Below are 23833 nucleotides of genomic sequence, written 5' to 3' on the forward strand. Positions count from 1 at the left end.
GGAAGGCACCCCGTGACCCTCGTGTCCCCCTCGACCGAGCTCATCGCGCACCACCCCGACACCCGGCCCGAGTGGTGGCGCACCGCCGTGATCTACCAGGTCTACCCGCGCTCGTTCGCGGACGCGTCGGGCGACGGCGTGGGCGACCTGCCCGGCGTCACGTCGCGCCTCGAGCACCTCGTCGACCTCGGCGTGGACGCGGTCTGGCTCTCGCCGTTCTACCGGTCGCCGCAGGCCGACGCCGGCTACGACGTCGCCGACTACCGCGACGTGGACCCGCTGTTCGGCACGCTCGCCGACGCCGACGCGCTCGTCGCACGCGCGCACGAGCTCGGTCTGCGCGTGGTCGTCGACCTCGTCCCCAACCACACGTCCGACGAGCACGTCTGGTTCCAGGCCGCGCTCGCCGCCGGCCCCGGCTCGCGCGAGCGCGCCCGCTACCACTTCCGCGACGGCCGGGGCGAGCACGGCGAGCTGCCGCCCAACAACTGGGAGTCGATCTTCGGCGGCCCCGCGTGGACGCGCACGACCGACCCCGACGGCACGCCCGGCCAGTGGTACCTGCACCTGTTCGACAGCAAGCAGCCCGACCTCGACTGGGACGACCCGCAGGTGCGCGCCGAGTTCGAGGACGTCCTGCGGTTCTGGCTCGACCGCGGCGTCGACGGGTTCCGCGTGGACGTCGCGCACGGCATGGTCAAGCAGCCGGGCCTGCCCGACTGGGACGGCCACGTCACGATGATCGAGGGCTCCGACGACGTCGACGGCGTCGACGCGGTCGACGGCTCGGGCAACCGCGGACCGATGTTCGACCAGGACGGCGTGCACGAGATCTACCGCGCGTGGCGCCGCGTGCTCGACACGTACGACGGCGACCGCGCCATGGTCACCGAGGCGTGGGTCGAGCCGCTGAGCCGCCTCGCCCGCTACGTGCGGCCCGACGAGGCGCACCAGTCCTTCAACTTCGCGTTCCTCGCGGCCGGCTGGCACGGCCCGTCGCTGCGCCGCGTGATCACGTCGTCGTACGCGGCCAACGACGCGGTCGGCGCGCCCACCACGTGGGTGCTGTCGAACCACGACGTCGTGCGCCACGCGTCGCGCCTGGGGCTGTCCGACCCGACGCACCGACCCAACGGCATCGGCCACGGCGACGAGCAGCCCGACGCTGCGCTCGGCCTGCGGCGCGCCCGGGCCGCGACGCTGCTCATGCTCGGGCTGCCCGGCTCGGCGTACGTCTACCAGGGCGAGGAGCTCGGGCTGCCCGAGCACACCGCGCTCGACGACGACCTGCGCCAGGACCCCGCGTTCTTCCGCACGGGCGGCGCCGAGCGCGGCCGCGACGGCTGCCGCGTGCCGCTGCCCTGGGAGGGCGACGCGCCCGGCCTGGGGTTCTCCCCCACCGGCGCCACGTGGCTGCCGCAGCCCGCGGAGTGGGCCGAGCTCGCCGCGGACCGTCAGCGCCGCGCCGAGGGGTCGACGTACGAGCTGTACCGCGCGGCGCTGCGGACGCGCCGTGCCGAGGACCTCGGCGCGGGCGGCCTCGAGTGGCTCGAGGGGCACGGCTCCGAGCACGTCCTGGCGTTCCGCAACCGCGACGTCGTGGTGGTCGCGAACCTCGACGACGAGGCCGTCGACCTGCCCGCGGGCGCGCAGGTGCTGCTCGCGTCCGGCCCGCTCGACGGCGACCTGCTCCCGGCCGGCACGACGGTCTGGCTGCGCGCGTCCTGACGCTGGGCGGCGCGCTCGCCGACGGCCCGGTCGCCCCACGGCGGCCGGGCCGTCGGCGTCACGCCCGGGTCGCCGCGACCGCGTGCTCGACGACGGCGGGCAGCCCGCCGTCGCGCGCCCAGCCGCGCTGCTCGTCCGAGCCCGTGCCGCGCTCCCACAGCCGGGCCAGCAGGTCCTGCACGGACGTGAGGTCGCCCGCGTCGACGAGCGCGGGTCGCACGTGGTCGAGCAGCGCGACGACCGCGTCACGCGCCGGCACCGGCGTCATCGACGGCGGCACCAGCAGGTCGCCCGCGAGACCTGAGCGCGCGGCCCGCCACGTCGCGGCCCGCAGCGGCTCGACCCGCTGCAGGGCGGGCGGCACGCCGTCGGCCGCCTCGCGCGCCGCGGTCTCCACGAGCGCACGCGACAGCGCGGCGACCAGCACGGCGTCGTCGGCGCGCAGGCACACGTCCGCGACGCGCAGCTCGACCGTCGGGTAGCGCTGCGACAGGCGGGCGTCGAAGTAGATCATCCCGGCGTCGAGCGCGACGCCCGAGGACACGAGACCCTCGACCGCCGCGCGGTAGGCCGCGGCCGAGCCGAAGACCGCGGTGGGACCCGCGGTCGGCCACTGGTTCCACCGCTGAGCGCGGATCGACGCGTAGCCCGAGTCCTCCCCCCGCCAGTACGGCGAGTTCGCGCTCAGGGCGAGCAGCGTGGGCAGCCACGGCCCGATGCGGTCGAGCACCGCGACGCCCTCGTCGTCGTCCGCGACCGCGACGTGCACGTGGCACCCGCTCGTGAGCTGCTCGCGGACCGTCAGCGCGTACGCCTGGGCGATGGCCTCGTACCGCGCACCGTGCGTCAACGTCGTCGGGCCGGGCAGCGGTGACGTCGCGAGCGCGACGAGCCGCGCGTCGGCCGCGAGCGCGGCGTCGGACGCCCGGCGCCGGCCCTCCCGCACCTCGTCGGCCACGTCGGCCAGGTCGACGCGCGGCGGCGTCCCGGTCTCGACCTGCTGCTCCTGCAGCTCGTGCTCGAGACCACCGCCGGGCGTCGGGTCCTGCTCACCTCCCGACCGCTCGAACGCGCGCACGGCCGCGTCGGCCACGCCCGTGGGCACGCCCTGCCCGTCGACCAGCAGGTACTCCTCCTCGACACCGATGCTCCGCACGCCGTGCAGTCTGCTGCCCCGCGGGCGGGTCCGCGCGCCGAGCCGCTGCGTAGGCTCTCCCGGTGCCCGCGACGACCGCCCCCGGACCGATCGACCCGGACGCGCACGCCGCGCGCGTGCGTGCCGCCTACGACACGGTGGCCGACGCGTACGCGGCGCTCCTGCCGGGCACCGAGGCCGAGACGCCCCTCGACCTGGCGACCGTGGGGGCGTTCGCATGGCTCGTCGGCGCGACGGGCGCGGCGGGCCCGGTCGCGGACGTGGGGTGCGGCGCGGGCCGCATGACCGCGCACCTCGCCGCGCTCGGGCTCGCGGCGCACGGCCTCGACCTGTCGCCCGCGATGGTGGCCGCCGCGCGCCGCGCACACCCGACGCTGCCGTTCGTGGTCGGGTCGCTGGCCGCGCTGCCGTACCCCGACGCGTCGCAGGCGGGCGTGCTGGCCTGGTACTCGCTGATCCACGTGCCGCCCGCACAGCTGCCGGGCGTCGCCGCCGAGCTGCACCGGGTGCTCGCACCGGGCGGGCATCTGCTGGTCGGCGTCCAGGCGGGCGACGGACCGCGGCACCTGTCCCGCGCCTACGGGCACGACGTCGACCTGGACGCGTGGCTCTGGCGGCCGGACGAGCTGGCCGGCGTGCTCACGCGCGCCGGGCTGGACGTGCGGGCGCGGGTCGTGCGCGAGCCCGAGGCGCACGAGCGGCACGCGCAGGCGTTCCTGCTCGCGCGCCGACCGGGCTGAGCGGCCGGCGCGGCCCGCGGCACGGGGCCGGTGGTCGACGCCCGCGTCAGCCGCCCGAGACCGACAGCTCGGCCTCGTGCAGGTCGCGCCGGAACTCCTCCGACAGCTCGCGCGAGTCGAGCCACCCGTACGGCAGGATCGGACGCTTGGGCGACCCGGCGCGGCCGCGCGGGCCCTCGGCGGCCTCGCCCGGGTACGGCTGGTCGAGGTCGAGCCCCGCGAGCCGGTCGTCGAGCTCGGCGAGCGACGACACGAGCCCGAGCTGGGCGCGCGTCTCGCCGCCCACCACGTAGCCCTTGAGGTACCAGGCCATGTGCTTGCGCATCTCGCGCAGCGCCTTGCCCTCGTCGCCGAAGGTGTCGACCATGAGCTCGGCGTGCCGACGGACGACCTGCGCGACCTCGCGCAGCCCGGGCCGCACGCGCACGTCGGACCCCGCGAACGCCGCCGCGAGGTCGGCGAACAGCCACGGCCGACCCTGGCAGCCGCGACCCACCACCACGCCGTCGCAGCGCGTGTGCGCGACCATCGCGAGCGCGTCCTCGGCCGACCAGATGTCGCCGTTGCCGAGCACCGGGATGTCGGTGACCGCCTCCTTGAGCGTCGCGATCGCGTCCCAGTCGGCCGTGCCCGAGTAGTAGTCGGCGGCGGTGCGCCCGTGCAGCGCGACGGCCGCGACGCCCGCGTCCTGCGCGACGAGCCCCGCCTCGACGTACGTGAGGTGGTCCTCGTCGATGCCCTTGCGCATCTTCACGGTCACGGGCACGCCGTGCGGGCGTGCCGCGTCGACGGCCGCGCGGACGATGGCCGCGAACAGGTCCCGCTTCCACGGCAGCACCGCACCGCCGCCGCGGCGCGTCACCTTGGGCACGGGGCAGCCGAAGTTCAGGTCGACGTGGTCGGCGCGGTCCTCCTCGACCAGCAGCCGGACCGCCGCGCCCACCGTCGTCGGGTCGACGCCGTAGAGCTGCACCGAGCGCGGCACCTCGTCGGGCTCGAACGCGATGATCCGGAACGACTCGGGGCTGCGCTCGACGAGCGCGCGGCTCGTCAGCATCTCCGCGACGTACAGCCCGGCCCCCGACTCGCGGCACAGCCGTCGGAAGGCCGCGTTCGTGACGCCCGCCATCGGCGCGAGCACGACGGGCGTGTCGACCGTGATCGGCCCGATGCGCAGCGGCGGCAGCGCGGGGCTCGCGCTGGTCACGGGCGTGGCGGGGGCGGGGGTCGACGCGGGCACGCGCCCATTGTCCCCCACACGTCCGAGGCGCCGTCGCCGGGGCGGACGGACCCGCGCGCACCCGGGTTGTGACGCCGCGGACGGCGCCGCTAGCGTCCGGTCGTGACCGACCTGCCCCCGCCCCCGCCCGGCGCGACGCGCATCGACTTCCGCGGGGGTGCGACGCCGCTGCTGGGCGTGGGCGTCGCGCTGTCCGCGCTCCTCGCGGTGGGCTGCGGCGTCATGCTCGCCGGCCCGCTGACCTCGGAGAACGACGACCCGACCACGATCGCCGTGGCGCGGGTCGTGCTGATCTGCGGCGTGCTGCTGTTCGGTGCGGTGGCCCTGGGCGGGGTCGTGACGCTACGGAACCTGCGGCGTCCGGCCGGCCTGCTCGTCGACCACGACGGCCTGGACTGGTGGCAGGGCCACGACCGTGTGCGGCTCGCGTCGTGGGACGAGGTCGGTGCGGTCGCGGTGTCCTACATGCGCAAGCCCGTCGCCCTGAGCGCGGGGGCCGCGCTCGGCAACGCGCTCATCGGCGTGCAGGGCTGGTCGCTCGAGATCTGGACGAGCGGCACCACGCTCGACGGCCGCTCGCGGCGGCTGCTGCGCGTGCCGTCCGACCCCGCCCCCGTCGAGGGCCTGCCTCCCGTGCGCTACCGGCTGTTCCTCGCCCCGTCCCCCGACGTCGCGCGGGCCACCGCCGAGGCCGTCGCCGCCGTGGCCCCGCAGCGCTGGGTCGGCACGGTCGAGCGGCCGTGGAACCCGGTCCCGGGGGCCTGACGCCGCTGCCTCAGGACCTGTCGCCGGGACCCGTCGGCCGCGTGGCACGGCACGGCCGGCCGAGCGCGCGACGCGGTCCGGCGGCGCGGCACCCGTTCGGGTGAGCCGCCTCGGGGACGCAACCCTGAGGCAGGGTGGTGCGTCTGAGAGGACGTGACCACGACGAGTCTGCCGCCTCCCCCCGACGGCCTCCCGCCCGAGTCGGTCCGCGTGCTGCCCAGGGCGGCGGCACCGTCCGTCCGGACGACGCACGACGACGAGTTCACGGCGTTCATGGCCGCGACCTCGCCGGAGCTGCTGCGCACGGCATGGCTGCTGGTCGGCGACCCCCACCGTGCCGAGGAGCTCACGCAGCAGGCGCTCGTGCGCACCTACGCGGCGTGGTCGCGCGTGCGGGGCGGCAACCCGGCCGCGTACGCGCGCCGCACGCTCGTGAACCTGCGCACGGACACGTGGCGACGACGCCGCCGCGAGGTCCTCACGGCACCCGCCGACCTGCCGGAGACCGTCGCCCGCCCCGCCGGGAGCACCGAGGACCGCGAGGAGGTCGTGCGTGTGCTCGCGACGCTCACCGCGCGGCAGCGCCGCGTGGTGGTCCTGCGCCACCTCGTCGGCCTGACCGAGCAGGAGGTCGCCGACGACCTGGGCGTGAGCGTCGGCACTGTGAAGTCCACCACGTCCCGCGCGCTGGCGTCGCTGCGCGCCTTGCTCGACGCCGACGACCACCACGGAGGAACCCGATGACCACGACCGACGACGCACTCGTCACCCGGCTGCGCACGTCCGCGGACGCGCAGGTGCCGCCGATGACGCTCGACCCTGCGAGCACGATCACGCTGGGACGCCGGCGGCGACGACGCCGGGCCTCCGCCGTCCTCGGGGTGACCGCCGTGGCCGCGGGCGCGCTGGTCACCGCGACCGTGCTGGTGGGTGGCGGCGGCGCGGTGCCGCCCGCGGGCGCACCGGTGGACCCCGCTGCCGCGGTCCCGGACTCCGCGTCCGCGACGCCGCCCGCGGCGGACGTCACCTCCTTGGCGCCGGACCTCGCGGCGACCCGCGCACCGGCAGAGTGGGTGAGGCCGGGCGGCGACGTCTGGTGGGCCACCGGCATCTCGGCGGGTGCGTCGCACCTGGTGCTGGGCCAAGCGACGGACGCCGACGGATCCTGGCGCGACGTCCCGTTCGCCGTCGCCACCACGACGAGCACGGACGCGACCCTGGTGCCCGTGACCCTGCCCTGGGACGCCGAGGCCGATCTCCTCGGCAACGGGCCCGCGCAGGGGTACGACTCCACGCTCCTGGCGGGCCTGGGGACCCGTTCCGCACCGGTCACGGTCGCCGTCGGCGCGGTCCCGGCGTGGATGCCGGGCGCCCGGGTCGCGCTCGCGCTGTCCTACGGCGTGCCCGACGCCGCGGGCGACGTCCGCCACGTCGTCGAGGTCCCGACGTACGCCGACCCCACGGGCTCGGGCGCCACGCTCTTCTCCGTGGTGGGCGACGGCTCGGTCGTCGACCTCACGAACGAGGCGCCGGACGGTGCCACGGTGTCGGGAGCGGCGTGGTTCGTGTTCGTGGGCGACGACGGGTCGTCGTACGTCAACGGCGTGCCCGTCACCCGCGAGCAGCTGGGGGTGTGGCTCCCCCAGGCGCCGCTCGACGAGGTCGTCGACGCGTTGCGCGCGATGGGCGCCGCGCTCTGACGCCCCGCCGCGCGACGCGCGCGGCACCTGCGCGGACCCGCGTACGCACGACGGCGCCCCGAGGCTCGAGAGCCCCGGGGCGCCGTCACGTGCGCCCGGCGTACCGGGCCTGCTGTCAGACGCCGGGCAGGCGCTGCGCGAGGTATCCCGTGACCTGGTCGAGCGCGACCCGCTGCTGCGACATGTCGTCGCGGTGACGGATCGTCACGGCCTGGTCGTCGAGCGTGTCGAAGTCGACGGTGATGCAGAACGGCGTGCCGATCTCGTCCTGGCGGCGGTACCGGCGACCGATCGCGCCGGCGTCGTCGAAGTCGACGTTCCAGCTGCGGCGCAGCTCGGCCGCGAGGTCGCGGGCCTTGGGGCTCAGCTGCTCGTTGCGCGACAGCGGCAGGACCGCGGCCTTGACCGGTGCGAGGCGCGGGTCGAGCTTGAGCACGGTGCGCTTGTCGACGCCGCCCTTGGTGTTGGGCGCCTCGTCCTCGTGGTACGACTCGACGAGGAACGCCATGAGCGAGCGGGTCAGACCGGCGGCCGGCTCGATGACGTACGGCACGTAGCGCTCGTTCTTGCCCTGGTCGAAGAACGACAGGTCCTGGCCCGAGTGCTCGCTGTGCGTCCCGAGGTCGAAGTCGGTGCGGTTGGCGATGCCCTCGAGCTCGCCCCACTCGCTGCCGCTGAAGCCGAACCTGTACTCGATGTCGACCGTGCGCTTGGAGTAGTGCGAGAGCTTCTCGGACGGGTGCTCGTAGTGGCGCAGGTTGTCGCGGTCGATGCCGAGGTCGACGTACCAGTCGGTGCGGGTGTCGATCCAGTACTGGTGCCAGGTCTCGTCGGTGCCGGGCTCGACGAAGAACTCCATCTCCATCTGCTCGAACTCGCGCGTGCGGAAGATGAAGTTGCCCGGCGTGATCTCGTTGCGGAACGACTTGCCGATCTGGCCGATGCCGAACGGCGGGCGCATGCGCGCCGCGGTGTAGACGTTCTTGAAGTTCACGAAGATGCCCTGCGCGGTCTCGGGCCGCAGGTAGTGCAGCCCGGACTCGTCCTCGACCGGGCCGAGGTAGGTCTTGAGCATCATGTTGAAGTCGCGCGGCTCGGTCCACTGGCCGCGCGTGCCGCAGTTGGGGCACGCGAGGTCGGCCAGGCCGTTCTCGGGCGCGCGGCCCTTCTTGGCCTCGAAGTCCTCGAGCAGGTGGTCCTCGCGGAACCGCTTGTGGCACGACAGGCACTCGGTCAACGGGTCGGTGAAGACGCCGACGTGGCCCGAGGCGACCCAGACCTGACGCGGCAGGATGACGGCCGAGTCGAGCCCGACGACGTCCTCGCGGCTCTGGACCATCGCCCGCCACCACTGGCGCTTGATGTTCTCCTTGAGCTCGACGCCCAGCGGTCCGTAGTCCCACGCGGAGCGGGTGCCCCCGTAGATCTCGCCGCTGGGGAACACGAATCCCCGGCGCTTGGCGAGGGAGACGACGGCGTCGAGACGGGACGGTGCGGCAGCCACGGTGGTTCTTCTCCTGGGTCGAGGAAGCCCGCGGCTGGGTGCCGCGGGGCACAACCGGCCCAGGCTATCGGTCGTGACGCGGGACCTGAGGACCACGCGGGTGCGCGCGGCGTGCGGCACGCTGTTTTGACAACGGTTCTCGCCTACCTGAGAATCGATCTCATGTCCCGCAGCGCTCGCCGCCCGTCCTCCCGCAGCCGCACCGCGACCCTCGCCGCCGTGCTCACCGCACCCGTGCTCGCCCTCGCGGCCTGCTCGACGACGACGGGGGGCGACGACGGCACCGTGCAGGTGCTCGCGTCGTTCTACCCGCTGCAGATGATCGCCCAGCAGGTCGGTGGCGACCGGGTCGAGGTCGGCTCCCTCACGCCGCCCGGCGCCGAGCCGCACGACGTCGAGCTGTCCCCCGCGCAGGTGGCCTCGGTCTCCGCCGCACAGCTCGTCGTCTACCAGTCGGGGTTCCAGGCCGCCGTCGACGCCGCCGTCTCCGAGGCCGGGCCCGCGCGCACCGTCGACGCCGCCGACCTCGCCCACCTGGAGACCACCGAGCAGGAGGGCCACACGCAGGAGCTCGGCGGCGAGAGCCACGACGAGGCGGATCATGAGGACGACGGTCACGAGCACGGCGGCCTGGACCCGCACTTCTGGCTCGACCCGACACGCATGCCCGCGGTCGCCGACGCCGTCGCCGACGCGCTCAGCGAGATCGACCCGGACGGCGCTGACACCTACCGTGCCAACGCGACGGCCCTCGACGCCCGCTTCGACGAGCTCGACGCGGCGTACACCGCCGGGCTCGCGACGTGCGAGCGCCGCACGGTCGTCACGACGCACGAGGCGTTCGGGTACCTCGCGCAGCGCTACGACCTCCAGCAGGTCGGGATCGCGGGCGTCGACCCCGAGACCGAGCCGTCGCCGGCCCGCCTGCGCGACGTCGGCGACCTCGTGCGCGCGCAGGGCGTGACCACGATCTTCTTCGAGACGCTCGCGTCCCCGAAGGTCGCGCAGACCCTGGCGTCCGACCTCGGGGTCGAGACCGCCGTGCTCGACCCGATCGAGGGCCTGACCGACGACGCGCAGGACTACTTCACGATCTCCGAGGCCAACCTCGAGGCCCTGCGCGTGGCATTGTCCTGCTCGTGAACGCGATCGACGCCACCGACGTCCACGTGACGCTGGGCGGTCAGGCCATCGTCCGCGGCGTGGACCTCGCGGTGCCCCCCGGGCAGGTCGTGGCCCTGCTCGGCGCCAACGGCTCCGGCAAGTCCACGTTCGTGCGCTCGCTGCTCGGGGTCGTGCCGCTCGCCTCCGGCAGCGTCCGGCTCCTTGGCGAGCCGCTCGGTCGCGGCGTGCCGTGGCAGCGCGTCGGCTACGTCCCGCAGCGCATGTCCGCCGCGGGGGGTGTCCCGACGACCGCGCTCGAGGTGGTCGTCTCCGGGATGCTGCACGGCCGCCGGCTGCGCCCACCGCGCGACCGCCGGGCCCGCGCGACCGCGGCGCTCGCCGCCCTGGGCGTCGAGGACCTGGTCGACCGACGCGTGCAGGAGATGTCGGGCGGCCAGCAGCAGCGCGTCCTCATCGCGCGAGCGCTGGTCCGCGAGCCGTCGCTGCTGGTCCTCGACGAGCCGACCTCCGGCATCGACCTGCCGACGCAGGACACGTTCGTCACGGCGCTGGCGCGGCTGCGGGACACGGGCACGACCGTCGTCGTGATCCTGCACGAGATCGGCCCGTTCGCGCCGCTGATCGACCGCGCCGTGGTGCTGCGGCACGGTCGCGTCGTGCACGACGGCCCGCCGCCGCCCGCACGCGGCGAGCACGGGCACGCCGAGCACGACCACCTGCACCCGCACGCCGACCCCGAGCCGCCGCTCGACGGCCCCGACCTCACGCTGGAGGTGACCCCGTGAGCGCGTGGGACCAGGTGCTGACGCTGCTCGGCTCGCCGCTCATGCAGCGCGCGCTGATCGCCGCCGTGCTCGTGGGTGCCGCCGCACCCGTCGTGGGCACGTTCCTCGTGCAGCGCCGCATGGCGCTCATGGGCGACGGGATCGGGCACGTCGCGCTCACGGGTGTCGCGCTCGGGTGGCTCGTCGGCAGCTGGGCTGCCGTCTCCCCCGCCGACGCCCTCGCGGTGCCCGGCGCGGTCGTGGCGGCCGTCGTCGGGTCCGTCGTCATCGAGCTCGTGCGCGAGCGCGGCCGCACGAGCGGCGACCTCGCGCTCGCGATCATGTTCTACGGCGGCATCGCCGGCGGCGTGCTCCTCATCAAGGTCGCGGGCGGCACCAACGCCAACCTCATGAGCTACCTGTTCGGGTCGATCTCGACCGTGTCCACCGGTGACCTGTGGTGGACCGTCGCCCTCGCGGTGCTCGTGCTGGGCGTGGGCGTCGGCCTGCGCTGGACGCTGTTCGCGGTGAGCCACGACGAGGAGTTCGCGCGTGCGAGCGGGCTGCCCGTGCGTCTGGTGTCGATGCTCGTCGCGACGCTCGCGGCGCTGACCGTGACCATCGCGATGCGCGTCGTCGGGCTGCTGCTGGTCAGCGCGCTCATGATCGTCCCGGTCGCGGTCGCCCAGCTCTACGCGCGCTCGTTCGGCCGCACCATGGCCGTGGCCAGCGGGATCGGGGTGACGGTGAGCGTCGTGGGCCTGGTCGTCACGTACTGGAACGACGTGCCGCCGGGCGCGACGATCGTCGTGCTCGCGATCGTCCTCTACGCGCTCTCGGCGCTGCTGCACCCGCTCCTCGCCCGCCGACGCGCCGCGCACGACCCGCACCCCGACATGTCCGACGACGTGCTCGTCCCCGCGGTCGACGCCGCGTGCGCACCCGACGCGTCCGGCACGCCCGCCGACCCGCCCGCACCGCGGCGGCCGTGAGGCCCGTCGCGCACGCCACGTAGGATCGAGCGGTGACGCCGACGCAGGTCCTCCAGGAGTACGGCCTCGACGGCATGCCCGTCGCGGTCGCGCTGCTGTGCCTGTTCGGCATCGTCCTGGCCCGCTCGCACCTCACCTACTGGGCAGGGCGCGGGGTCGCCCGCGGCGCCCGCTACGAGGGCGAGCACCGGCACGGCCCGCGGTGGTGGCAGCGCACGGTCGACCGCACGGCGCGGCTGACCTCGACGCCCGCCGCGCGCCGCGGGCTCGCGCTCGTGCACCGCTGGGGGCCGTTCGCGGTGACGCTGGCCTACCTCACGGTCGGCGTGCAGACGGCGGTGTTCGCGGGCGCCGGCGTGCTGCGCATGCCCTACCTGCGCTTCACGCTCGCGTCGCTGCCGGGCGCGGTCGCGTGGGCGGCCATCTGGGGCACGGTCGGCATCGGCGCGGTCTGGGGCGCACTGAGCCTCGCGGCGGGGTCGCCGTGGGGGCTCGTCGCCCTGGGGGTCGTGATCGCCGCGGTCGCGGCCGGCGTGATCACCGCGACCCGACGCCGCGCGACGGCACCTGCCAAGACCGCCGACGTCGACGACCCGGCGCCCACCGTCACGCGCTGACGCCCCTCGCGCGCGCGTCAGTCGGCGTGCGCCGCCGACACGCAGAACTGGTGGCCGTGCGGGTCGGCCAGGACCGTCCAGGTGAACCCGTCGGCCAGGCCGTGGTCACCTACCCGGGTGGCACCGGCCGCGACGAGGTCCGCGACCGCCGCGGCCGGGTCCGGCGCCGCGAGGTCGAGGTGCACGCGGTTCTTGCCCGGTGCGACGTCGTCGACGCGCTGGAACCCCAGCGCCGGGAGCCCCGCGGGCGGCGCGAGCACGACGAAGCCGTCGTCCTCGTGCACCACGGCGGCACCCGTGCGGTCGCGCCACCAGGCCGCCAGCTCGCGCGGGTCCGTGGTGTCGAAGGTGACCATGCTCAGCGTCAGGCTCATGGGGCGACCGTAGCGGCCGGCACCGACACCCGGGTTCAGGTGGCGGCCGGGGCGTCCACCGCACCCCCGTAGCGCCGGTCGCGGCGCGCGTACGTCTCGACCGCGCGCCACAGGTGCCGCCGGTCGACGTCGGGCCACGCCTCGTCGAGGAACACCATCTCGGCGTACGCCGCCTGCCAGAGCATGAAGTTGGAGATGCGCTGCTCGCCCGACGACCGCAGGAACAGGTCGACGTCCGGCAGGTCGGGCTCGTCGAGGAACCGCTGCACGGTCTTCTCGGTCACCCGCTCGGGGTTGAGCCGGCCGGCCGCCACCTCGCGGGCGATCTGCCGCGCGGCGTCGGCGATCTCCGCGCGACCGCCGTAGTTGACGCACATCGTCAGCGTGCACGTCGTGTTGTCGACCGTGAGGCGCTCCGCCTCCTCGAGCTCCGAGATGACCGAGCGCCACAGGCGCGGCCGCCGGCCGGCCCAGCGCACGCGCACGCCCCACGAGTGCATCAGGTCGCGCCGTCGGCGCAGCACGTCGCGGTTGAAGCCCATGAGGAACCGCACCTCCTCGGGCGAGCGCGACCAGTTCTCGGTCGAGAACGCGTAGGCCGACACGTGCTGCACGCCGATCTCGATGGCCCCCGCCACGACGTCGAGCAGCGACGCCTCGCCCGCGCGGTGCCCCTCGACGCGCGGCAGCCCGCGCGCGTTGGCCCACCGCCCGTTGCCGTCCATGACCACCGCCACGTGCCGCGGCACGAACTGCCGCGGGATCTGCGGCGGGCGGGCGCCGGACGGGTGCGGGTAGGGCGGCACGATCTCGCGAGGCACGGACACATCGTGCCAGGCCCGCGGGCCCTCGCCCGTCGCTGCGGGCGGGTCGTCGGCCCGGCGGCCGCACCGCCGTCGCCGCGCGCCGCCCTCAGACCCGCTCGACCATCGGCAGCGACCGCAGCCGCCGCTCGAGGTGGAACTGGCAGAACACCGCGACCAGGCCGTTGCCCTCGGCCCGGTGCCGCTCGGCGCTCGCGTCGGCGACCTCCCAGTCCCCGGACAGGAGGGCGGCCAGCAGCGCGAACGTCTCGGGCGCCGGCGCCGCCGCACCCGGGGGCCGGCACGCGCCGCACACCGCGCCGCCGACCGCGGGCGCGAACGCGTGGTGCGGCCCGGGCTCGCCGCAGCGCGCGCAGTCGGTGAAGCTCGGCGCCCAGCCCGCGACCGCGAGCGCCCGCAGCAGGTAGGAGTCGAGCACGAGCCCCGGTGCGTGCGCACGCGTCGCGAGCGCCCGCACGGCGCCGACCAGCAGGCGGTACTGCTGCACCGACGGCTCGCGCTCGGCCTCGACGAGGCGCTCCGCCGTCTCGAGCATCGCGGTGCCCACGGTGTACAGCGCGTAGTCCTCGCTGATGTGCCGGCCGTACGGGCCCAGCGTCTCGACCTGCGTCACGACGTCGAGGTTGCGGCCCGTGCTGAGCTGCAGGTCCACGTGCATGAACGGCTCGAGCCGCGAGCCGAACCGTGAGGTGGTGCGACGCACGCCCTTGCCGACCGCGCGCACCTTGCCGTGCTCGCGCGTCAGGAGGGTGACGATGCGGTCGGCCTCGCCCAGCTTGTGGGTGCGCAGCACGATCCCCTCGTCGCGGTAGAGGCTCACGCGGTCATTGTCCCCCGTGCCGCCGACACGGACCGCACGCGGCGCGCGGGTGGGTGCGCCGGGGCCGGGCCGTGGGTCGGGGTCGCCGACGACGGGTCGGCGGCACGGGGGACGCGGGGCACGACGGACGGGGTCGCCGCCGCCGCGCCCCGCGGGTCCGGCCCCGCACGCTCGTGCGCGCGCCGGGACGGACGATCGGGGGACGGCGCGTCAGCGCTCGTGCCGGTTGACCGCGGAGACGATCGCCTTGAGGGAGGCCGTCGTGATCGACGGGTCGATGCCGACGCCCCACAGGATGTCGTCGCCGATCGCGCACTCGACGTACGCGGCGGCGGTCGCGTCACCGCCCGCGGACAGCGCGTGCTCGGCGTAGTCGAGCACGGCGACGTCCGCGCCGACCTGGGCGAGCGCCGCGACGAACGCGGCGACCGGGCCGTTGCCGGTGCCGGTCAGCGTGCGCTCGACGCCGCGGTCCACGAGGTCGACCTCGAGCGTGTCCTGGCCGCCCTCGGTGCTGGTGACACGCGTGCCGCGCAGCGAGAACCGACCCCACGGCGCGAGCGGACCGCCCGGCGTCACCGGCAGGTACTCGTCGTTGAAGATCGACCACAGGTCGTCGGCCGTGACCTCGGTGCCGTGCTGGTCGGTGTGCTGCTGCACGACCTGCGAGAACTCGATCTGCAGCCGGCGCGGCAGGTCGAGGTCCTTCTCGGACTTCAGCAGGTACGAGATGCCGCCCTTCCCGGACTGCGAGTTCACGCGGATGATCGCCTCGTACGACCGGCCGACGTCCTTGGGGTCGATCGGCAGGTACGGCACGGCCCACTCGGCGTCGGCGACGGCGACGCCCTGCGCGGCCGCGCGCACCTCCATCGCGTCCAGGCCCTTCTTGATCGCGTCCTGGTGCGAGCCCGAGAACGCCGTGAAGACCAGGTCGCCGCCGTACGGGTGCCGCTCGTGCACCGGCATCTGGTTGCAGCGCTCCACGGTCCGCCGGATGCGGTCGATGTCGGAGAAGTCGAGCTGCGGGTCGATGCCCTGGCTGAACAGGTTCATGCCCAGCGTGACCAGGTCGACGTTGCCCGTGCGCTCGCCGTTGCCGAACAGGCAGCCCTCGATGCGGTCCGCACCGGCCAGGTACCCCAGCTCGGCCGCCGCGACCGCGGTGCCGCGGTCGTTGTGCGGGTGCAGCGACAGCACGACCGACCCGCGGTGGTGCAGGTGACGGCTCATCCACTCGATCGAGTCGGCGTAGACGTTGGGCGTCGCCATCTCGACCGTCGCGGGCAGGTTGATGATGACGGGGCGCTCGGGCGTCGGCTCCAGGACGTCGAGCACGGCGTTGCACACGCGCACGGCGTACTCGAGCTCGGTGCCCGTGTACGACTCGGGGCTGTACTCGTAGAACACCTCGGTGTCGGGGATCAGCTCCTCGTACTTGCGGCAGAACCGCGCGCCCGAGACGGCGATGTCGGCGATGCCGTCCTCGTCGGAGCGGAACACGACCTCGCGCTGCAGCGTCGACGTCGAGTTGTACAGGTGCACGATCGCCTGCTTGGCACCCGCGAGCGACTCGTACGTCCGCTCGATGAGGTGCTCGCGCGCCTGCGTCAGCACCTGGATGACGACGTCGTCGGGGATGCGCTGCTCCTCGATGAGCATGCGCACGAAGTCGTAGTCGGTCTGCGACGCCGACGGGAAGCCGACCTCGATCTCCTTGAACCCCATCGCGACCAGCAGCTCGAACATCTCGAGCTTGCGCGCCGGGCTCATCGGCTCGATCAGCGCCTGGTTGCCGTCACGCAGGTCGACCGCGCACCAGCGGGGTGCCTGGGTCATGCGCTTGTCGGGCCACGTGCGGTCCGGCAGCTCGACACGGATCTGCTCGTGGAACGGGCGGTAGCGGTGCACCGGCATGCCGGACGGCTGCTGCGGGTTGCGCTGCGCGGCCGGGGCGGGCGTCACGGGGGTCTGGCTGCTCATCGGAAGTCCTTCGTCGCGGGTCTCGGCGGGTTCAGCCGGGCACGGCTCACACCGCGACGAGGATCCGGCCTAGAGGGCCTCGTCGCGGCGACGAAGAAGCAGCGAGCGTGTACGCACGGCACGACCATACCCCCCACGTCGCCTCACGCCGCAACCCGTGGCCACGGGTCGGGACGCCTCAGCCGACCGCGAGCGCCTCCGACCCCGTGAGGGCGACGAGCCGACCGCCCACGGCGACGACGTCCTCGACGTCGGCCGGGAGCGACACCTCCCAGGCCAGCACCCCGTCGCGCAGGCCGCGCGCGGCGAGCTCGACCGCACCGCCGCGCGGCGCGGCCGAGATCGCGTGCAGCCCGTCGGTCACGGGCGGCGACACCAGCTCGCTCGCACCGCGCTGCTGCCACAGCGCGCGACCGTCGCCGCCGTCGACGACCTCGACCGTGGCGTCCCGCGCGAGGACGACCACGCCGTCCACCATCGCGACCGGCTCCTGCGCCGTCGTCAGGCGCCACAGCTGCGTCCCGTCGGCGGCCGCCACGGCCTCGACCTGGTTGCCGGTGTCGACCAGGAGCTGACGGTCGAGCGAGCCGTCGGTCACCACCGGCGAGGGCATCGTGGGCACCGTCCCGCGGACCGTGCCGTCGGCGTCCCGCAGCTGCGCGCCGACCGTCCACACCCACAGCACGTACCCGCCGTCGGGGAGGCCCCGCGCGAGCATCTGCCGGCCACGCGGCCCGGAGCGGATGACGTCCCCGGTGCGCGGGTCCAGGACCGTCGGCGCGATGCCGGCCATCGTGATCACGCTCTCGTCACCGAGCAGCCGCGGCGGCACGCGCACCCCTGTCGGGTCCACGAGGGCATCGGTCGACGTCCACGACCACAGCGTCTCGCCGCTCGTGCCGGCGCGGCGCACGACCTGCACGCGCCGGTCGGGCTGCGCGGACGCCACCAGCAGGTCGTCGTCGACCCGGAGCACGCCGACCGTCGGACCCGGCGCGTCCCACTCCCCGACCACCGTGCCGTCGAGCGGGTCGACGGCCACGACGCGGGTCGGCCGGGCGGCGGGGGCCGTGACCTCGCCGTCGCCGTACAGCACGTCGGGCTCGGTCCACGCGCACAGCAGCACGTCCGTCGCCGCGGCCCCCGGGACGCACGTGACGACGAGCGACTCGAAGCCCGGGCCGGGCACCGCGACGAGCGGGCGCTGCCAGCGCTCCTGCCCCGTCACGGGGTCGTGGGCGCGGGCCGTCCACGTCCCGTCGCCGGCGGACAGCAGGACGATCGCCCCGCCCGCCGCGACCACCGAGCCCGCGCCCGCCGCGGGCGCGCGCCACAGCACCGTCGGCGTCCGCTCCAGCGGTCGGACCATGCCCGGGACGCCGGCGATGCGCTCGGCACGCTCCTGCGCGGCGCGGTCGGCGCGCACGGTCGCGATCCCGGCGGCGGCCACCACCACGACGACCGTCGCGGCCAGCCAGGGCCACCAGCGCCGCCACGGCACCGGCACGTGGTCCGCACCGTGACCGTCGTGACCGTCGTGACCGTCGGACCCGCCGTCCCTCGGTCGCGCGGGACCGTCCGACGCCGGACGGTCCTCGTCCTCGTCGACCAGCTCGACCGGCCGCATCCGCGCGGCCGGGCGCGTGACGCCCATGTGCCGACAGTAGGCCACGGGGGCCCGGTGCGGGACGGGTTCGACCGGCCGGTCCAGCCCGTACGACGCCGCCGGACGGGACCGGTCCTAGGACTCGCCGGGCGACCCGCCCGCGGGCACCTGCACGACACGCAGCGAGCGGTCCCCGAACGCGACGACGACGCCCTCGCGCAGCCGCACGGGGTGGTCGACCCGGCACACCACCTGGCCGCCGTCGGGCAGCGTCACGACCGTGCCGTTCGTCGACCCGCGGTCGACGACCCACGCACCGGTCGCGTCGACCTCGAGCTGGAGGTGCGTCTTGGACACCGAGCGGCCCGGGTCGACGACCCGCACGACCTGCACCGCGGGCGCCGGCGTGGGGTTGCGCCCGACCAGGGCGACGCGGTCGACCGTGAGCACGCGCCCGTCGTCGAGCGTGACGCGCAGCCCCGAGGTCGTCGTGCGCGGCGCCGGCACGACGTCCGTGCGCGGCGGTGCGGGGCGCGTGAGCTCGAGCTCGGGCGCGAGCCCGAAGGACAGGGCCGGCTCGTCGGCACGCTCGACGTCGGCACGGCGCCCGTCGGCGCGCACGACCGGGATCGCGCGCGTGTCGAGGTCCGGGGCCGAACGCTGTTGGTGCAGAGGTGCGAGCACGAGCCCGCCGGTGGGCGTGCCCGTGGGCCGCGCCCCGACCGCCGGCACGGCACCCGTGACGGGCGCCGACGGGGCCGGCGGCGGCGGAGCCACCGGGGGTCGGAACGGCGCGTCGCCGTCGGCGGGCGACCGCGGGGCCGCGGTGGCCGCACCCGGGCCGGGGCCGCGACCCGCCCGGTGCGCCGCCGGCACCGCGACGGTCGCGGCGCGCAGCACCTCGGCGCCGACCGCGCGGTCGTGCCAGCCGCGACGACGGCCGGTCCGGTCGACCAGGGGCGAGAGCAGGACGACGTACTGGCCGACGAAGCACGCGAGCGCACCGACGGCGACGACCAGGCCACGCACCAGCACGCGCCACGGACCGATCGGGCGCCGCGAGTGCGCGTCCACCGTGCGCACGCCCAGCAGCCGGCGCCCGAGGGTCCAGCCGTACCGGCCGTGCAGCAGCCACTGCGCGACGCTCACCGCGAGGGCCAGCAGCGAGCCCGCCGCGAGCAGCGGGGCGGGCAGCGCGGGGACGGCGGCCGGGTCCTCACGCAGCGCGAGCGCGAGCCGCAGCGACGCGACGACGACGAGGCCGCCGCCGAGCACCAGCACGACGACCTGGTCGATCAGCGCGGCGAGGAACCGCCGCCCGAGGCCCGCGGGCCTGTCGTCGACGGCGAGCGCAGGAGCGGGGGTCATCGTCCACCTCGGCGGGGTCGGCGTGCGCGGCGGGAGCCGCGCCCGGGTACGGCGGTCGTGCGGGTCGCCCGCGCGCGGTCGGCACGCGCCGCCGACGCGACGGCACGCCGGGCGCGCAGGGACGCGAGCGAGCCGCGGGCACGGACGCGCCGGCGCCAGGGCAACGTGCGGCGCAGCGCCCCGACGGTCGCGTCGACGTCCGCCCAGTACGCCTCGACCTCGGCACGGTCGGGCGTGCCCGACCCGAAGACGGTCCGGTCCGCACGCCGCGCGAGCGCCTCGACCCGCGCGGCGACCGCGGGGTGGCCGCGCACGATCGTCGAGGCCCAGGCCCGCGCGGTCTCGCGACGCGTCGCCGCGGCCGGCGGCGGACCGCCCATGTCGCGGGCCGTGTCGACGACCTCGTCCCAGCCACCCGCGACGCCGTGCACCGGGTCGGGGGCGCGCCGGCGGCGTCGACGACGGCGTGCCTTGAGCCCGACGACCACGAGCAGCGGCGACAGCAGGAGCAGCAGCGTGCCGAGACCGACCCCGGTCCACGCGGCGATGCGCAGCCACCGCGCGAGCGCCGAGTCGTCACGGCCCGGGTCCTCGGCCTGCGGCTGCTCGGTGTCGTCCTCGGGCGGCGTCACGCGGTCCGGGGGAAGCGCCGGGGGCTGCACGACCTGCGGCTGCGGGTCGGTGTCGGTCTCCTCCTGCTCCTGGTCGGGTGTGCGCGACTGCGGCGGCGTCACGTCGAACGGCACCCAGCCGTGACCCGCGAACGCGACCTCGACCCACGCCTGCACGTCGCGACCGCGGATCTCGACCGCGCCGTCGGCGTCGGTGGGCACGGCGACGTCGCCGTCGCCCTCCTCGTCGTCGCCCGACCCGGGGACGAACCCCAGGACGACGCGCGCGGGCAGGCCCATGTCACGCATCATGAGCGCCGCGGCCGCCGCGTACTGCTCGCCGTCGCCGACCATGCGCTCGCCGGCGAGCAGCTCGGCGATCCGCTTGGCGCCGTGCCCGGACAGCGACGGGTGGTCACCCGCGTCCGTCAGGCCGTGGCTGAAGTAGCCCTCGTCGGCGAGGTGGCTCGCGATGGCGCGCGCGACCTGCACCGGGGTCCCGGCGTCGCGCGCGACGTCGGCGGCCGTCACCGCGACGGCCTGCGGCTGGTCCTGCGTCACGGGCTGCACGACCGACGCGGCGCCCGCGCCGCCGATCGTGTCGTCGTCGGGCACGTCGGGCACCACGACGTCGAGCCGGTACGTCATGCCCTCGCGGACGCCCGACGCGACGACCGCGGCCCCCGTGGCGTCGTTGTACCGCAGGTCGTCGGTCGCCGGCCCCAGGTCGACGGACGTGGCGAGCCCGACGGTCGGCAGCCACACGCCCTGCAGGTCGCCGATCGTGACCTCGACCTGCGCACGCTCACCGCGCGCGGCGACGTCGAGGCGGTCCCCCACCCGCCGGAACTCGCCCGACGCCTGCGCCGAGCCGTCCCCGGCGACGTTGAACACCACGCCGTCGTAGCGGTCGAAGGTCGCCAGACGCACGCGGGCGCCGTCGGGCAGGCCGTCGAGCGTCATGAGCACGGTGTCGTCGAGCTTGACCAGGCGTCGGAACGACGCGAGCGGGCTGGGGTAGGCGCGCGGGTCGAACGGCGGGACGATCTCGTCGCGCACGACGAGACGCGGCTGGTCGGCGACGACGAGCGGCCCGCCGACGAGCCCGCCGGCCACGGCCACCGCGGCGAGCGCCGCGGTGGCGACGACGCGGCGCGGGCGCCAGCGCCCGGTGCGCCACGCAGCCCACGTGAGGACGAGGGCCAGCAACGCGGTGCCGGCCGCGACGGGCGGCACCGGTGGCGTGCGCGTGCCGAGGACGACCGCGCCGACGAGGACGAGCAGCGGGACGACGCCCGCGAGCGCCGCGACCGCGGGCCGGCGTACGCGCAGCGTCAGCGCGAGGGCACCGGCCGTGCCGACGAGCGACAGCAGGAACGCCGCGACCAGCAGCGTGCCGCCCGTCCCCACCGGAGGCTGCAGCGTGAGCAGCTGCTTCCACGTCGAGGCGGCGCCGCGCGCGAGCGCGAGGAACGTGGCGGGGGTCGGCAGCACGCCGCCGACGGTGGTCGTCGGCGCGGCCAGCGCACCGCCGGCGAGCGCGTAGCCGGCGACGAGCAGCGCGACCACGACGAGTGCCGACCACCGGCGCAGGGCCGCGACGACCGACACGGCGGCTCCCAGGACGACGCCGCCGACGAGCGCCGGCAGGACGGCCGAGGCGCCGTAGACCGGTACGAGCGGGGTGAGCGCGAGGCCCGTCGCGGCCACGAGGGCGACGACGTCGCGCACGGCGTCGGCGGGCTCGCGCACGCCGACGCGCCGACCGGCGCTCATCCGACCACCCGCCGCAGCGCGCGCGGCAGGTCGGCGAGCGCGCCGACCGTCGCCAGGGTCAGCGAGCCCTGCGTCCGGACCGCGACGTCCTCGCCGAGCGCGCAGCGCAGCACGACGGCGCGCGTTCCGGCGGGCAGGGCGCGCGCGCCGAGCCGCAGGTCCGTGTCGCTGGGCGCGCCGCCGGTCACGAGGAACGCGACCGACGCGTCGGGGGTCTCGCGCACGACGCGGCGACCGAGGAGGACGACCCCGGCGCCGGCGCTCGACGACGCGAGGCGCGAGCAGTCGTCGAGCAGCAGCGGCGGCGTCGCGGTGCGCAGCCGGCCGGGTCCCGCGAGGACCTCGACGTCGCGCTCGTCGCGGATCGCCTGGACGGCGATCGACGCGGCGACGGACACGCCGAGCTCGAGCTCGTCGGCGTCGCGGTAGTCGCCGGTGGCGTTGGCGAGCGCGATGACGGTGAGCGTGCGGCGCGTGTCCTCGAACTGCTTGACCATGAGCTTGCCGCGACGCGCCGTGGTGCGCCAGTGGATGTACCGCCGGTCGTCACCGGCGACGTAGTCGCGCAGCGCGTGGAAGTTGAGGTCGGAGTCCGACAGGTCGCGCGTCGACTGCCCCTCGAGGTCGCGCAGCAGCCCGGCGTTGGCGCCGCCGAGCGCGACGACCTCGGGGTGCACGAACAGCTCGGCGGGCTCGGTCCAGCGCAGGCGGCGCTGCACGAGGCCCAGCGGGTCGCCGCGACGCGACACGACCGGCCCGACGACGATCACGGCGCGCCTCTCGGTCGGCACGGCGAACAGGTCGTCGTGCACGGCGTCGGGCGCCAGGCCGGGGACGGACAGCTCGACGACGCGCTCCCCCACCGGCAGGTCGACCTGCGACGGCAGCGCGCGGCGGCGGGCCGCGTTGCGGACCTCGACGCGCCCGACGGCGCGCTGGCCGATCCGCACCCGGTGGTCGGCCAGGTCGAGCACGACGCGGTACCGCGTGCGGCCCACGGTCATGAGCAGCGCCGTGACGACGACCGCGAGGCCGGCGACGCCGAGCGAGGCGAGCTCGCCCCAGCCGAGCAGGCGTCCCGCCGCGAGGGCGAGGAGCGCCACGACGAGCACCCCCCACCCGAGGGGCGCGACGCGCAGGCCCATGCGTCAGGCCTGCCGCAGGGCGGGCGGTGCGACCTGCCCGAGCACGCGGCCGAGGACGTCCGCCGCGGTCACGCCCGCGAACTCGGCCTCGGAGTCGAGCACGAGCCGGTGCGCGAGCACGGGCTGCGCGAGGACCTTGATGTCGTCGGGCAGCACGTAGTCGCGCCCGTCGGCGGCGGCCCACACCTTGGCGCACCGCACGAGCGCGAGCCCGCCGCGCACGCTCGCCCCGAGGGAGGTCTGCGCGTCGTCGCGCGTCGCCTCGAGCAGGCGCGCGACGTAGTCGAGCACCGCCTCGTCGACGTGCACGGTCAGCGCGAGGTCGGCCATCGTGCCGACGGCCTGGGTCGTGATGCGCGGGTGCAGCGCGGCCGTGCGGTCCTTCGCGCCCGCGAGGATCTGCACCGCGGACGCGCGGTCGGGGTAGCCGAGCGAGGTCTTGACGAGGAACCGGTCGAGCTGGGCCTCGGGCAGCCGGTACGTGCCGGCCTGCTCGATCGGGTTCTGGGTCGCGATGACCATGAACGGCCGCCCGACCGGGTGCGTCACGCCGTCGACCGTGACGTTCGCCTCCTCCATCACCTCGAGGAGCGCGGCCTGCGTCTTGGGCGAGGCGCGGTTGATCTCGTCGGCGAGCACGACGGACGCGAAGATCGGGCCGGGGTGGAACTCGAACCGCTGCGACGACTGGTCGTAGATCGTCACGCCGGTGACGTCCGAGGGCAGCAGGTCCGGCGTGAACTGGATGCGGTGGTGCGAGCCCTGCACGGTCGCCGAGATGGCCTTCGCGAGCGACGTCTTGCCGGTGCCCGGCGCGTCCTCCAGGAGCACGTGCCCGTCCGCGAGCATCGCGGTGAGCACGAGCTTGACCGTCTCCTCCTTGCCCAGCAGCGCCTCCCCCACGTTGGCGACGAGCGCCTCGAACGTCTCGGCGAACCAGGTCGTCTGATCGGGGGTCATCGGCGCGAGCTCCTGTGCGGTGCGGGGTGGGGGTG

Annotated in this window: 21 protein-coding genes; 9 read left to right on the forward strand and 12 right to left on the reverse strand. The window is 75.6% G+C overall.

Features of this window, described 5'->3' with window-relative positions:
• Nucleotides 1-12 precede the first annotated feature (12 nt).
• Nucleotides 13-1728, forward strand: coding sequence for a glycoside hydrolase family 13 protein (locus ATM99_RS03475; RefSeq protein ID WP_062101545.1), 1716 nt, complete (start codon nucleotides 13-15; stop codon nucleotides 1726-1728).
• 58 nt (nucleotides 1729-1786) lie between these two features.
• Here ATM99_RS03475 and ATM99_RS03480 read toward each other — a convergent pair whose 3' ends face one another.
• A complete protein-coding gene (locus tag ATM99_RS03480) occupies nucleotides 1787-2884 on the reverse strand; it encodes a glutamate--cysteine ligase (RefSeq protein ID WP_062101546.1) in 1098 nt (365 codons plus the stop codon).
• Between the two features lie 62 nt (nucleotides 2885-2946).
• Here ATM99_RS03480 and ATM99_RS03485 point away from each other — a divergent pair, with 62 nt between their 5' ends.
• Complete coding sequence (locus ATM99_RS03485) at nucleotides 2947-3624, forward strand: class I SAM-dependent methyltransferase (RefSeq protein ID WP_223304786.1); 678 nt, start codon at nucleotides 2947-2949, stop codon at nucleotides 3622-3624.
• 46 nt (nucleotides 3625-3670) lie between these two features.
• Here the strand turns inward: ATM99_RS03485 and dusB are convergent, their stop codons facing one another.
• Complete coding sequence (dusB, locus tag ATM99_RS03490; RefSeq protein ID WP_062101547.1) at nucleotides 3671-4864, reverse strand: tRNA dihydrouridine synthase DusB; 1194 nt, start codon at nucleotides 4862-4864, stop codon at nucleotides 3671-3673.
• A gap of 102 nt (nucleotides 4865-4966) precedes the next feature.
• Between dusB and ATM99_RS03495 the strand changes: the two genes are divergently transcribed.
• The 3 genes from ATM99_RS03495 (at nucleotide 4967) to ATM99_RS03505 (ending at nucleotide 7329) form a co-directional block, all read left to right on the forward strand.
• Nucleotides 4967-5629, forward strand: coding sequence for a hypothetical protein (locus ATM99_RS03495; RefSeq protein WP_062101548.1), 663 nt, complete (start codon nucleotides 4967-4969; stop codon nucleotides 5627-5629).
• 153 nt (nucleotides 5630-5782) lie between these two features.
• Nucleotides 5783-6373: a SigE family RNA polymerase sigma factor gene (locus tag ATM99_RS03500; RefSeq protein WP_223304787.1), complete on the forward strand. Its 591-nt coding sequence runs from the start codon at nucleotides 5783-5785 to the stop codon at nucleotides 6371-6373.
• Nucleotides 6370-7329, forward strand: coding sequence for a hypothetical protein (locus ATM99_RS03505; protein ID WP_062101549.1), 960 nt, complete (start codon nucleotides 6370-6372; stop codon nucleotides 7327-7329). The genes ATM99_RS03500 and ATM99_RS03505 overlap by 4 nt, the downstream gene beginning before the upstream one ends.
• A gap of 115 nt (nucleotides 7330-7444) precedes the next feature.
• Here the strand turns inward: ATM99_RS03505 and ATM99_RS03510 are convergent, their stop codons facing one another.
• On the reverse strand, nucleotides 7445-8833 hold the full coding sequence (locus ATM99_RS03510; RefSeq protein WP_062101550.1) for a glycine--tRNA ligase: 1389 nt from the start codon (nucleotides 8831-8833) through the stop codon (nucleotides 7445-7447).
• A 162-nt stretch (nucleotides 8834-8995) separates the two neighbouring features.
• Between ATM99_RS03510 and ATM99_RS03515 the strand changes: the two genes are divergently transcribed.
• The 4 genes from ATM99_RS03515 to ATM99_RS03530 are packed head-to-tail and all read left to right on the forward strand — an operon-like array spanning nucleotide 8996 to nucleotide 12331.
• Nucleotides 8996-9976, forward strand: a complete 981-nt coding sequence (locus ATM99_RS03515; RefSeq protein ID WP_062101551.1) for a metal ABC transporter substrate-binding protein — start codon at nucleotides 8996-8998, stop codon at nucleotides 9974-9976.
• Nucleotides 9973-10743, forward strand: a complete 771-nt coding sequence (locus tag ATM99_RS03520) for a metal ABC transporter ATP-binding protein (protein ID WP_062101552.1) — start codon at nucleotides 9973-9975, stop codon at nucleotides 10741-10743. Before ATM99_RS03515 ends, ATM99_RS03520 begins: the two co-directional genes overlap by 4 nt.
• Nucleotides 10740-11714 carry a metal ABC transporter permease gene (locus tag ATM99_RS03525; RefSeq protein ID WP_062101553.1) on the forward strand — a complete coding sequence of 325 codons (975 nt, stop codon included), beginning with the start codon at nucleotides 10740-10742 and terminating at the stop codon, nucleotides 11712-11714. Before ATM99_RS03520 ends, ATM99_RS03525 begins: the two co-directional genes overlap by 4 nt.
• 32 nt (nucleotides 11715-11746) lie before the next feature.
• Nucleotides 11747-12331, forward strand: coding sequence for a DedA family protein (locus tag ATM99_RS03530; protein WP_062101554.1), 585 nt, complete (start codon nucleotides 11747-11749; stop codon nucleotides 12329-12331).
• Between the two features lie 17 nt (nucleotides 12332-12348).
• On the opposite strand, the gene ATM99_RS03535 is transcribed toward ATM99_RS03530, so the two are convergent.
• The 9 genes from ATM99_RS03535 to ATM99_RS03575 all read right to left on the reverse strand — a co-directional run bounded on the left by ATM99_RS03535 (nucleotide 12349) and on the right by ATM99_RS03575 (nucleotide 23798).
• Nucleotides 12349-12705 (reverse strand): VOC family protein, encoded by a 357-nt coding sequence (locus ATM99_RS03535; protein WP_062101555.1) that lies wholly within the window; start codon nucleotides 12703-12705, stop codon nucleotides 12349-12351.
• A 35-nt stretch (nucleotides 12706-12740) separates the two neighbouring features.
• Nucleotides 12741-13526, reverse strand: a complete 786-nt coding sequence (locus tag ATM99_RS03540) for an isoprenyl transferase (protein ID WP_062101556.1) — start codon at nucleotides 13524-13526, stop codon at nucleotides 12741-12743.
• 91 nt (nucleotides 13527-13617) lie between these two features.
• The gene (gene recO, locus ATM99_RS03545; RefSeq protein WP_062101557.1) at nucleotides 13618-14349 is read right to left on the reverse strand and encodes a DNA repair protein RecO; all 732 of its coding nucleotides are present in this window, start codon (nucleotides 14347-14349) and stop codon (nucleotides 13618-13620) included.
• Nucleotides 14350-14559: 210 nt separating this feature from the next.
• Nucleotides 14560-16332: a 2-isopropylmalate synthase gene (gene leuA, locus ATM99_RS03550; protein ID WP_062101558.1), complete on the reverse strand. Its 1773-nt coding sequence runs from the start codon at nucleotides 16330-16332 to the stop codon at nucleotides 14560-14562.
• Between the two features lie 178 nt (nucleotides 16333-16510).
• Complete coding sequence (locus ATM99_RS03555; protein WP_062101559.1) at nucleotides 16511-17986, reverse strand: PQQ-binding-like beta-propeller repeat protein; 1476 nt, start codon at nucleotides 17984-17986, stop codon at nucleotides 16511-16513.
• A gap of 87 nt (nucleotides 17987-18073) precedes the next feature.
• Nucleotides 18074-19306 carry an RDD family protein gene (locus ATM99_RS03560; RefSeq protein ID WP_062101560.1) on the reverse strand — a complete coding sequence of 411 codons (1233 nt, stop codon included), beginning with the start codon at nucleotides 19304-19306 and terminating at the stop codon, nucleotides 18074-18076.
• Nucleotides 19303-21693 carry a transglutaminase domain-containing protein gene (locus ATM99_RS03565; protein WP_062101561.1) on the reverse strand — a complete coding sequence of 797 codons (2391 nt, stop codon included), beginning with the start codon at nucleotides 21691-21693 and terminating at the stop codon, nucleotides 19303-19305. Before ATM99_RS03565 ends, ATM99_RS03560 begins: the two co-directional genes overlap by 4 nt.
• Nucleotides 21690-22796 carry a DUF58 domain-containing protein gene (locus ATM99_RS03570; RefSeq protein WP_223304788.1) on the reverse strand — a complete coding sequence of 369 codons (1107 nt, stop codon included), beginning with the start codon at nucleotides 22794-22796 and terminating at the stop codon, nucleotides 21690-21692. The genes ATM99_RS03565 and ATM99_RS03570 overlap by 4 nt, the downstream gene beginning before the upstream one ends.
• A gap of 45 nt (nucleotides 22797-22841) precedes the next feature.
• Nucleotides 22842-23798 (reverse strand): MoxR family ATPase, encoded by a 957-nt coding sequence (locus tag ATM99_RS03575; RefSeq protein ID WP_062101563.1) that lies wholly within the window; start codon nucleotides 23796-23798, stop codon nucleotides 22842-22844.
• Nucleotides 23799-23833: the final 35 nt, after the last annotated feature.

The sequence above is a fragment of the Cellulomonas sp. B6 genome, assembly GCF_001462455.1.
In the GTDB taxonomy this organism is placed as follows: Bacteria; Actinomycetota; Actinomycetes; order Actinomycetales; family Cellulomonadaceae; genus Cellulomonas.

Coding starts and splice junctions, on each gene's coding strand:
- ATM99_RS03515 (WP_062101551.1), top strand. CDS start 8,996: ATGTCCCGCAGCGCTCGCCGCCCGTCCTCCCGCAGCCGCACCGCGACC.
- ATM99_RS03560 (WP_062101560.1), bottom strand. CDS start 19,306: ATGACCCCCGCTCCTGCGCTCGCCGTCGACGACAGGCCCGCGGGCCTC.
- ATM99_RS03555 (WP_062101559.1), bottom strand. CDS start 17,986: ATGGGCGTCACGCGCCCGGCCGCGCGGATGCGGCCGGTCGAGCTGGTC.
- ATM99_RS03535 (WP_062101555.1), bottom strand. CDS start 12,705: ATGAGCCTGACGCTGAGCATGGTCACCTTCGACACCACGGACCCGCGC.
- ATM99_RS03575 (WP_062101563.1), bottom strand. CDS start 23,798: ATGACCCCCGATCAGACGACCTGGTTCGCCGAGACGTTCGAGGCGCTC.
- ATM99_RS03505 (WP_062101549.1), top strand. CDS start 6,370: ATGACCACGACCGACGACGCACTCGTCACCCGGCTGCGCACGTCCGCG.
- leuA (WP_062101558.1), bottom strand. CDS start 16,332: ATGAGCAGCCAGACCCCCGTGACGCCCGCCCCGGCCGCGCAGCGCAAC.
- ATM99_RS03565 (WP_062101561.1), bottom strand. CDS start 21,693: ATGAGCGCCGGTCGGCGCGTCGGCGTGCGCGAGCCCGCCGACGCCGTG.